Origin of the sequence: Lactobacillus helveticus DSM 20075 = CGMCC 1.1877 (assembly GCF_000160855.1) — a bacterium.
Lineage (GTDB): Bacteria > Bacillota > Bacilli > Lactobacillales > Lactobacillaceae > Lactobacillus > Lactobacillus helveticus.
Genome location: NZ_GG700759.1, coordinates 1 through 9,380, shown reverse-complemented (window position 1 = coordinate 9,380; position 9,380 = coordinate 1). Strand labels below are relative to the sequence as shown.

Sequence of the window (9,380 nt, the reverse complement as noted above, 5' to 3'; positions counted from 1 at the left end):
GTTTCGAAATTTTTTGATTAATCTCTAATAGGAATAATCTTTAGATCTTTGTCAGTATGTGTAAAGGTCTTGAAGCCATCCTTGGTTACGACACCACAGTCTTCAATTCTGACTCCAGCAAAGCCAGGGATGTAGATACCTGGTTCAATGGAGAAGCACATGCCTTCTTCAAGAACTAAGTCATTACCTTGTACAATAGATGGATATTCGTGTACGTTTTTACCAATACCATGGCCTAAACGGTGAATGAAGTATTCGCCATAGCCAGCTTTAGTAATGATGTCACGAGCAACGCTATCAAGTTCTTCGGCAGTGATGCCAGGTTTTGCGGCTTCGATTGCAGCTTGTTGAGCTTCACGGTCAACTTCGTAAATTTCTCGTTGCTTGTCTGATGGCGTACCATAAGCAACTGTTCTACTTGAGTCAGATGCGTAACCATCATGCATAGTACCTAAGTCGAATAAAACAAGTTCGTTAGGTTGAACAGTATTCATAGTTGGACCAAGGTGTGGGTTAGCGGCATTCTTACCAGCTTGGACAATAGTTTCAAAACTCTCGTGCATTACGCCTTTTTGGATTTTTAATTGGTAATCAATTTGACCAGCGATACTTCTTTCGGTTACGCCAGTTCTAATTGCATCAAAACCAATCTTGAAAGCAAAGTCAGCTTCGGCACCAGCGCCTTGCAATTTCTTAATTTCTTCTGGCGTCTTGTAAAGACGAAGTCTTTCAATGAATGAAGAAACGTCGTTAGTAAAACTGGCATTTGGAAATTCACCGCGCAGATATTGGTAATGAGCAACTGAAAGATCATCTTTTTCGATTGCCCAAGTGTGAGTATCGCTAGTTCTCTTTCTTACATTATCCGCAATTAATTCCCAAGGATCTTCTGAATCAAGGTAACCAAAAACGTCACCGTTCCATTCAGAATTCTTTGCTTCTTCAACGTTTAAAGCAGGGCAGAAAATAAAAGGATTTGCATCTTTAAATACGAGCAAAGCAAAGATACGTTCATGAGGATCCATGGAATATCCTGTGAAGTAAGAAATAGTGATTGGATTAGAAATGTATGCAATATCATTGTTTGAATCTTGCAGCCATTGTTGTAATTTGTCTAAGTTCATAAATAGCCTCTTTTTCGTTAGTTTAGTGTCAGTATATCATGCTTTTTCTATGAAAAAAACGAAAGAAAAGATGTAAACGTTTGCACTTAGAGCAAAACAATGATAAATTAAGGTGAAGGATTTTTCGGAAGGACTGAGAATAAGCGATGCATAAACAAGAAGTTACAATTTATGATGTTGCTCGAGAAGCTAAGGTGTCTATGGCGACAGTTTCTCGTGTTGTTAACGGCAATAATAATGTGAGCAAAGAGACACGTGATCGTGTTCTTGAAGTAATTAAGAGATTACATTATCAACCAAATGCTGTAGCGCAAGGGTTAGCATCTAAGCGTACCACTACAGTTGGTTTAATCGTCCCAGATTTGACTAATTTGTATTTTGCAGAATTATCTAAGGGTATTGATGATATTGCACTTTTATATAAATACAACATTATCATTACCAGTATTGAAAACCGTTTGATGAAAGAAGATCAAGTAATTCAAAGCTTGCTTAATAAGCAAGTAGATGGCGTGATCTACATGGCAAACCGTTTGCCAAATGAAGCTGCAGAAGCATTTAAGAGAACTAATACTCCAGTGGTATTGGCCGGAACGAGGAATAATCGCGACGAGTTCGCATCTGTAACTATCGATTATAAGAAAGCTGATACAGAAGCATTGAATTTATTAATGCACGATGGCAAGAAGAACTTGGCACTTGTTGTTGGTGATGAAGATGCAGTTGTAAACGGCGAAAATAGAATTCCTGCCTACAATGAATTTATCAAAGAGAATAATTTAGGTGAACCACATGTTTACACCGGGGTTAAAGATTATTCAGACGGTTACAATTTATACCCACAACTCGTTAAAGATGGTATCGATGGTATAATTGTTACTCGTGATATTTCATCTGTTGGTATTTTGAATTCTGCTATAGATGCAGGCAAGAAGATACCAGAAGATTTGGAAATTATTACTGCAAGTGCAACTCAACTTGCTTCTGTTGTTCGTCCAGCTTTGACCACAATTAAGCAACCACTTTATGATATGGGTGCGGTTGCTATGAGAATGTTGACTAAGTTGATGAATAATGAAGAAGTTGACGAAACTCATATTGAATTGCCATATGAATTAGTTAAAAAACAAAGTACATTAAATCGATAAAAAGTATCAAAAAAGAAGTAGTTGGTAAGGATAATGTCATTAAGTTAAGACATTGTTGATAAGAACTACTTCTTTTTGTTTTAGCGGATAATATGATTAATTTGTTTCTGCTTTTGCCAGTAAGTTGGCGTAAGTGTTAATTTGTTTGGGTTAAAAGGTAACAAAACCAAGTTCGTGTATTTGCTTACTCGTGGCAATTTATTATATTGCTGAAAAGCTTTTTTACTGAAAAAGCCATAGAAGAGTATTTGATCAGCCTTAATCCAACCTTTTTTAGTGTAGAGCCACATATTCTTAGGACTTCCGTTAAAGTTTTGAATTTTAAATAATGTGTTAGCAGGTAAGAATTTCTTTGTTTTTGCCTGATTGTCAGGATAATTGTAAATTGCCACTTTAGTATTAGGTTTAGCGATTATCTTTTTATTTTCATAAGGTGCGATATCATTATGACGCAAATCTAAATTGACGAATTCTGCAGAAATAAAAGTCTTCTCTGCAATTTGATAGTATAATTTGTTGTCGACTCGTACACCATAAGTTACATTGACTTTTTGATTAGGCCAGACATATTTCTTCTCTTTGATGCGGACGTAAGGATTCATCATAGTAGAGGTTTTAGTTTTACCAAAATAGATTCCTGTTCGATTGATGGTATATTTTTTTGTGCCGCTTTTGGCTAATTTATATTTGAATCCTGTTGCCGGAAAGTTGGTAACAACCCCGTCGACATTACGATTGATTAACCAATGCCAAAGAGCAGGCGATTCATCCATTTCTGCCCAAACAAATAGTTGCTTATGCAGTTTGTGGAGCCAATTAATTAAGAAGGGATGCTCTTGAACAATATCCGAAGCAGCGTTCACAGCATTTACTTGTGGCAAAATACTGAAGTTGATTCGTCTTAGACTTCCTACGATGAAGATTAAATAAGCATCGGGCATTATTTTTCTAAAATGAAATAAACTTGCTGCAGAAAAAGAATGAATCATGATCCGTTTTTGCATATGGTATTTCTTGACTACTGCAGCAATTTTATCTTCAAGTTCATATGATGGATTAATGCTGTGGTCGATTTTTGTTTCTAAGACAAACTTGGCGCTGGGCTTATTTTTATAGTGTTCAAATAATTCATTAAGCGACATTACATGTTCGCCATTATCATACTTTAGTTGTTTGAGTGTCTCAAAGTTATTTTGTGATACAATTGCATGTGTATGAGTAACTCGCTCAAGGTCATCATCATGAGAGATGACTAAAACTCCATCTTTTGAAAGTCGGAGATCGAGTTCGACGTAATCAGCACCGAAATTGAAGGCAGAATCATCAGACTGAATAGTTTCTTCAGGATATTTGATGGGATCGCCGCGGTGACCGACAACAGTAAAACCACTTGTTGTAAAAAAGATTAAGCTAAAAAAAGAGCCCAAAAGAGTTGGCTTTTAAATTTCATGTGTGTACACCTCTATCGCATATTAACAATAGCATGGTTACACATTTTTTCTATTTATAGTATGATTCTGTTATTCCAAAAGGGTGAATTTAATGGAACAATTGGATTTAATTGAAGAGATTACCAGAAATGATGGTAGTCGTTATTATGAAATTTCTAATATTGATCAAAATGGAATTGCTGAATTAGCGGTGGATCATGGTGAAATTAAAAAAGTACGGATATTGCAATTGAATATTCCGCGTACTACTGCGCTGGTTGAGTATGAAAAATATATCAATGATACTTATGATTTACAGACGTTGACTAATGAAGATGACTGGAAAAATCCTAAGTGGGTAGAATGGGATAAGCCTAAAGGTAAAATTTTGGATGCTTATCACATGATATTGAAGGCCAATCGAATTGGATAGAAAGTAGTACGAAAATGGAAACTTTGCGAATTTTACATACTAATGATCTACACTCACATTTTGAACATTTTCCTAAAATTGGGCGCTATTTAAAAAAGGCTCAAGCAGATACTTCAGTTGATGAAGTTTATACTTTTGATGCCGGTGACTTTATGGATCGTTCGCATCCCTTAACCGATGCAACAGAGGGCCAAGCTAATATTAAATTGATGAATGGCTTTAACTATGATGCAATCACGATCGGCAACAATGAAGGAATCTCCAATCCGCATTGGGTATTAGAAAGATTATTTGATCATGCTCATTTTCCAGTGGTTTTAGCCAATTTGCGTGAAGAAGATGAATCTATGCCGAATTGGGCACTAGGTCATAAAATTATTAAAACTAAGAAAAATACGAGCATTGCTTTAATTGGTCTTACTGCTGCATATCCAATGACTTATGGCCCAAATCACTGGCACGTTAAGATGCTGGGGCATGCAATGGATCAGCAATTAGCTCAGATTAAGGATAAATATGATGTTTTAATTTTGATTACTCATGTAGGGCTTAAGATGGATCGCTGGCTGGCTAAAAATTATCCCCAAATTGATTTAATTGTTGGTGGACACAGTCATGATTTATTGCCTCATGGTGAAAAAGTTGAACATACTTGGATTACTCAAACTGGAAAATGGGGCAATTATGTTGGTGATATTCATGTTGAACTAGAAAATCATCATGTAACTAAGATTGCACCAGATACGATTCCTACAGCTTCAATGCCAGCAGAGCCTGAAGATGAAGCAGTTATCCAAGGCTATTATGATAAAGGGCAAAAACTTTTATCTGAACATAAAGTAGCTAAATTGCCTGAAAAATTTAATGATGACAAAATTGCCGCAGTACAAGTTTCACTTGATGCAATTGCTGATTTTGCTAAGACAGATTTAGCTATCTTGAGTTCAGGTCTCTTTTTGACACCATTTAAGAGTGGGGTTTTAACCCAATATGATTTGCAAAAAGCATTGCCACATCCTATGCATGTTGTTCGTTCAACCTTGAAAGGCAGCGATCTTTGGCGTTTAGTAATGGAAATTGAAAAGAATCGCCATTATCTAGATCATTTTCATTTGCAAGGGATGAGCTTTAGAGGCAAGATTTTCGGGCAAATGTACTACAAGGGAATTAAAGTAGATATGCGCAAGCGAATTGTATATGCCAATGGTCATGAGATTGATCCAGAAGCAGAATATCAAATTGCTTGTTTAGATAACTATGTATTAGTGCCATTCTTTCCAACTTTAGCTATTGTTGGTGAAAATGAATTCTTATTCCCTCAAGTTTTACGTGAAGTTGTTGGCAATTATTTGGCTAAAATATACCCACTATCATCGAGAAGTGAAGTAAATGACAGAAAAAAATAAAAGTAATTCAGAAAAAAAAGCAGAGGAAAAAATAAATAAATTTAAAGAAGAACAGCCTTTGCGTCATCCACTTGTTAACGTAGCACAGGATGGTCAGAGCATAAAAATTAATGAACAGTTATATACAATTGTCACTAATGAACGGGATGCACTGGATTTAGAAATGCTCCGTAAAAAATATGATCCGTTTTTGGATCAATATGATTATTTAGTAGGGGATGTTTCAAGCGATCACTTACGCTTAAAGGGATTTTACAAAGACGAAGCTCGCACTTCGATTGATAAAAAAGAAATGGCGATCGTGGATTATTTAACCGAGTATTGTAATCCAGGCGGACCATATTTTATTTTAGAATTAACTAATCCTACTCATCATTATCCACATCAAAGAACGCGTAAACCATATTACGAACGTGAACGTAATCGAAGAAATGATCGTTTTCACTCACGTCGACGTCATGGTAAAGGCTACCGTAAGAATGAGAATAATCCATTCAAAAAACGTCGAGTTCATCAGACTAAATTTAAGAAAAAGCAATCAATTGCAGTGAAAAAAGAATTTGGACGATATCATTCTTTTATTATTAAGAAAAGAAAGGAAAACCAGTGAAAGATTACCGGGTATTTTTGATTGACTTAGATGGGACAGTTTATCGTGGTGAAGATACTGTCGAATCAGGAGTAAGATTTGTTCACCGCTTGATTGAAGCAAAGAAAGATTATTTATTTTTAACCAATAATACGACTAGAACTCCTCAGATGGTGGTCGATAAATTGAAGGGACATGGAGTAGAAACTGATACCGATCATATTTATACTCCAAGCATGGCTACGGCTAGTTATATCTTGAGTCAAAATAAAGATCACTCGAACAAAAAGATCGGTTTATACATTATTGGAGAAATTGGCTTGTGGAGAGAGTTGTTGCAGCATCCTGAATTTGAGCTTAATGAAGAAAATCCGGACTACGTAATTGTAGGGATGGATAAGGATTTGACTTATCATAAGGTGTGTGTGGCTTCTAGAGCAATTAGATGTGGTGCAACTTTTATCGGTACTAATGCAGATATGAATTTGCCTACAGGGGATGAACTAATTCCAGGTAATGGTTCTCAATGCGTCTTTGTTGCAGCTGCAAGTGGGGTAGATCCTTTGTATATCGGCAAACCCGAATCTATCATTGTCAAAAAAGCCCTAGCTAAAGTAGGCTATGCCAAAGAGGATGCTTTATTAGTAGGTGACAACTATGATACTGATATCAAGGCCGGCTTTAACAGCGATGTTGATCAATTATTGACTTTGACGGGTGTAACTCAAAAAGAAGATATTATTGGAAAACGCCAACCAACTTATGTGGTTAATAACCTAGATGAATTCAAATTATGATTACGAAAGATAATATTTTTTCACTGATCTATCATTTTTTATTTGCGGTTTCGAGTAGTGTAGTAGGTGCTATTATCGCTAGCTGGCCGCTTTTATTTATTTTTATGCTTGTTCAAAAGACATATGAGACTGTTCACATGTCTTTATTTCAGGTAATGCATAATTATAACCAGTTGATGGTTTATTTGATCTGGCCCTTTAAAAAACGGTTTAAAATGGATAATTTTCCTACATCCGTAAATGCAGCAGAACATTTTGCGGAATGTAAGCAATTATTCGTCTTTACTGTGCTTGTATTTATTGTGTGTCTGTTGCTGTATTTTGTTTTTAAAAAGCGCAGAAAAAAAGCACTGCTTAGTCTAGATAAATCTGCAGCACTTATTTTATTGTTATTGCCAATTGTAGTATTTCCTTTTGCGGTAACTAATTTTGATAGTTTCTTCGTGATTTTTCATCACATTTTGTTTAACAACAATGATTGGCTGTTTGATCCAAATACTGATCCGATCATTAATGTATTGACAGAAGGCTTTTTTGCATCTTGTTTTGCAGTAGCCGGAATTATTTATGAATTATATTTTGCTGAAAAGTTATTACGCAGATAAAAAAGAGTTCCAATTAGTGGAACTCTTTTTTGAATGACATTTTTTTCTTTAAAGCTACGATTGCAATTGGCACCACTGAAACTAAGATGATGGCAATTACGATCATTGAAAAATGGTCTTTTACTACAGGGATGTTGCCAAAGAAGAATCCGATAATAGTAAATAATCCTGTCCAAAGCAAACCGCCGATAATGTTGTAGGCGATAAATTTACCGTAGTGCATTTTGCTACCACCAGAAATGAAGGGGACAAATGTACGGATAAACGGAATAAATCTTCCGATCACAATCGTGATTGGACCGTGGCGTTCAAAGAATTTCTCGGCAGCTAGTCGATTATTTTGGTTGATCAATTTGTTAAACCAGCTGTGTTCTTCTCCCGCTCTGGTAGACCAGGCGCCAATTTCATAGTTGGCAGTATCACCCAGGACTGCAGCGAAGGCAACTACTAAATAGATGAGCCAAATATTTAATCCGTATTTCGGATTAGCGGCCATTGCACTAGCAGCAAAAATAAGTGAATCACCAGGCAGGAATGGAAAAATAACTACTCCAGTTTCAATAAAGATAATGGCAAACAGAATTAGGTAAGACCAGCCACCAAATTGATTAACAATTGTGACTAAGTGGTCGTCAATATGTAAGATAAAATCGATTAAAGTCATTTTTTCTCCTAAATGCTTGTTGAGTGAATGGTTAAGTTTTTTTCTGGGAATAAATCACGCATAATAGAAGTGATAGCAATTTGAGCTTCCCCAAATCCTAGTGCAATTAAAGGAACACGGCCAGGGTAGCTTACTACATCTCCCGCTGCATAGATTCCATCAATGTTGGTTTTCATAGTTGGATCAACGGCGATGTTAGTTCCGTTAAGTTCAATTCCCCAATTTTTTATAAAACGATTATTGGCTTTAAAACCGTAAGCAACAACGATCTGATCAAATTGTTCATGACGTGATTGAACATCGACCATGCCTTTAAGAGTAATATCTAATTGATTATTAATTAATTGAATATCCTTTGGAAGGTAGGGAGTTAAAATTTTAACATTTGTTAAAGAACGCAATTTTTTAACATTTAATTCAAGACCGCGAAATTCATTTCTACGGTGAATGATTTTTACATTTGCATAATTTGCTAATTCAATTGCTAAATCAAGAGCAGAATTGCCTCCACCGAAAACCCCAATTTTTTGATTTGCGAAATCTTTAGGATCCTTAATGAAGTAATGCACTCTTTTTTGAATTTCATCGCTCATTTTCAATGGCAATTCTTTAGGCTTAAATGCGCCTGCTCCTGTTGCGATGATAATGCTTTTGGCTAATACGACATTATCTAAGACAAAACCGTCAGCGTTTTTCTTAATATCATTAACTTTATGATTAGTGATAATTTCGGTTTCTTTTGGTAAACCGGATTTTAAATTTTGAATTAAGGCTGTTCCATTGATGGAATTATACGCAGGGATGTCGCTAATTTTTTTGAATGGATAGAGCATCTGTGGCTGACCGCCGACTTCAGATAATGAATCGAAAATCAAGCTAGATAATCCATGTAAATGAGCAAAATGTGCTGCAAATAATCCAACCGGTCCAGCACCTATAATGGCAAGATCGACTTTTTTGATTTTTAAAACCTCCTATAAATGTTGATGTATAAACTTTAACACGATTTAAGACAATAATCATTTAAAATTTGTGCTTGTCTAAATCTGTTGACTAGGGTATATTAATTAAGTCGTCTTTTGAAGGACGCAATTTAATTAATAAAAAATACTTGCAAAACTAAGTTAAGTATTATATATTAATAAAGTCGTCTTGAGAGATGACGAAGAGCTTGCAAGCTTTAG

The 9,380-nt window shown here is 35.6% G+C and carries 9 protein-coding genes and 1 pseudogene; 6 read left to right on the top strand and 4 right to left on the bottom strand.

Going from position 1 to position 9,380, the window contains the following annotated elements:
* Nucleotides 1–17 precede the first annotated feature (17 nt).
* On the bottom strand, nucleotides 18–1,124 hold the full coding sequence (locus HMPREF0518_RS08205; protein WP_003627740.1) for a M24 family metallopeptidase: 1,107 nt from the start codon (nucleotides 1,122–1,124) through the stop codon (nucleotides 18–20).
* 146 nt (nucleotides 1,125–1,270) lie between these two features.
* On the opposite strand from HMPREF0518_RS08205, the gene HMPREF0518_RS08200 reads away from it, so the two are divergent.
* Entirely contained in the window at nucleotides 1,271–2,272 is a 1,002-nt protein-coding gene (locus tag HMPREF0518_RS08200; RefSeq protein ID WP_003627739.1) for a substrate-binding domain-containing protein, read from the top strand.
* 80 nt (nucleotides 2,273–2,352) lie between these two features.
* Here HMPREF0518_RS08200 and HMPREF0518_RS08195 read toward each other — a convergent pair.
* Nucleotides 2,353–3,722 (bottom strand): annotated as a pseudogene (locus HMPREF0518_RS08195) (glycerophosphodiester phosphodiesterase).
* A 92-nt stretch (nucleotides 3,723–3,814) separates the two neighbouring features.
* On the opposite strand from HMPREF0518_RS08195, the gene HMPREF0518_RS08190 reads away from it, so the two are divergent.
* From HMPREF0518_RS08190 to HMPREF0518_RS08170, 5 genes are read left to right on the top strand one after another with little or no spacing between them, the layout of a single operon-like run.
* Nucleotides 3,815–4,135: a hypothetical protein gene (locus tag HMPREF0518_RS08190; RefSeq protein WP_003627737.1), complete on the top strand. Its 321-nt coding sequence runs from the start codon at nucleotides 3,815–3,817 to the stop codon at nucleotides 4,133–4,135.
* Between the two features lie 14 nt (nucleotides 4,136–4,149).
* Nucleotides 4,150–5,541 (top strand): bifunctional metallophosphatase/5'-nucleotidase, encoded by a 1,392-nt coding sequence (locus tag HMPREF0518_RS08185; RefSeq protein WP_003627735.1) that lies wholly within the window; start codon nucleotides 4,150–4,152, stop codon nucleotides 5,539–5,541.
* Complete coding sequence (locus HMPREF0518_RS08180; RefSeq protein ID WP_003627734.1) at nucleotides 5,525–6,151, top strand: YutD family protein; 627 nt, start codon at nucleotides 5,525–5,527, stop codon at nucleotides 6,149–6,151. Before HMPREF0518_RS08185 ends, HMPREF0518_RS08180 begins: the two co-directional genes overlap by 17 nt.
* Entirely contained in the window at nucleotides 6,148–6,927 is a 780-nt protein-coding gene (locus HMPREF0518_RS08175) for a TIGR01457 family HAD-type hydrolase (RefSeq protein WP_003627733.1), read from the top strand. Before HMPREF0518_RS08180 ends, HMPREF0518_RS08175 begins: the two co-directional genes overlap by 4 nt.
* Nucleotides 6,924–7,532 carry a TIGR01906 family membrane protein gene (locus tag HMPREF0518_RS08170; RefSeq protein ID WP_003627732.1) on the top strand — a complete coding sequence of 203 codons (609 nt, stop codon included), beginning with the start codon at nucleotides 6,924–6,926 and terminating at the stop codon, nucleotides 7,530–7,532. The genes HMPREF0518_RS08175 and HMPREF0518_RS08170 overlap by 4 nt, the downstream gene beginning before the upstream one ends.
* A 13-nt stretch (nucleotides 7,533–7,545) precedes the next feature.
* Here the strand turns inward: HMPREF0518_RS08170 and HMPREF0518_RS08165 are convergent, their stop codons facing one another.
* Both HMPREF0518_RS08165 and HMPREF0518_RS08160 read right to left on the bottom strand, forming a co-directional pair.
* Nucleotides 7,546–8,196 carry a VTT domain-containing protein gene (locus tag HMPREF0518_RS08165; RefSeq protein ID WP_003627731.1) on the bottom strand — a complete coding sequence of 217 codons (651 nt, stop codon included), beginning with the start codon at nucleotides 8,194–8,196 and terminating at the stop codon, nucleotides 7,546–7,548.
* Nucleotides 8,197–8,204: 8 nt separating this feature from the next.
* Entirely contained in the window at nucleotides 8,205–9,137 is a 933-nt protein-coding gene (locus HMPREF0518_RS08160; protein ID WP_371870065.1) for an NAD(P)/FAD-dependent oxidoreductase, read from the bottom strand.
* Between the last annotated feature and the right edge of the window lie 243 nt (nucleotides 9,138–9,380).

Excerpts from the sequence above, each read along its gene's own strand:
- HMPREF0518_RS08180 (WP_003627734.1), top strand. The coding sequence starts at position 5,525 with ATGACAGAAAAAAATAAAAGTAATTCAGAAAAAAAAGCAGAGGAAAAA.
- HMPREF0518_RS08170 (WP_003627732.1), top strand. The coding sequence starts at position 6,924 with ATGATTACGAAAGATAATATTTTTTCACTGATCTATCATTTTTTATTT.
- HMPREF0518_RS08205 (WP_003627740.1), bottom strand. The coding sequence starts at position 1,124 with ATGAACTTAGACAAATTACAACAATGGCTGCAAGATTCAAACAATGAT.
- HMPREF0518_RS08185 (WP_003627735.1), top strand. The coding sequence starts at position 4,150 with ATGGAAACTTTGCGAATTTTACATACTAATGATCTACACTCACATTTT.
- HMPREF0518_RS08200 (WP_003627739.1), top strand. The coding sequence starts at position 1,271 with ATGCATAAACAAGAAGTTACAATTTATGATGTTGCTCGAGAAGCTAAG.
- HMPREF0518_RS08190 (WP_003627737.1), top strand. The coding sequence starts at position 3,815 with ATGGAACAATTGGATTTAATTGAAGAGATTACCAGAAATGATGGTAGT.
- HMPREF0518_RS08165 (WP_003627731.1), bottom strand. The coding sequence starts at position 8,196 with ATGACTTTAATCGATTTTATCTTACATATTGACGACCACTTAGTCACA.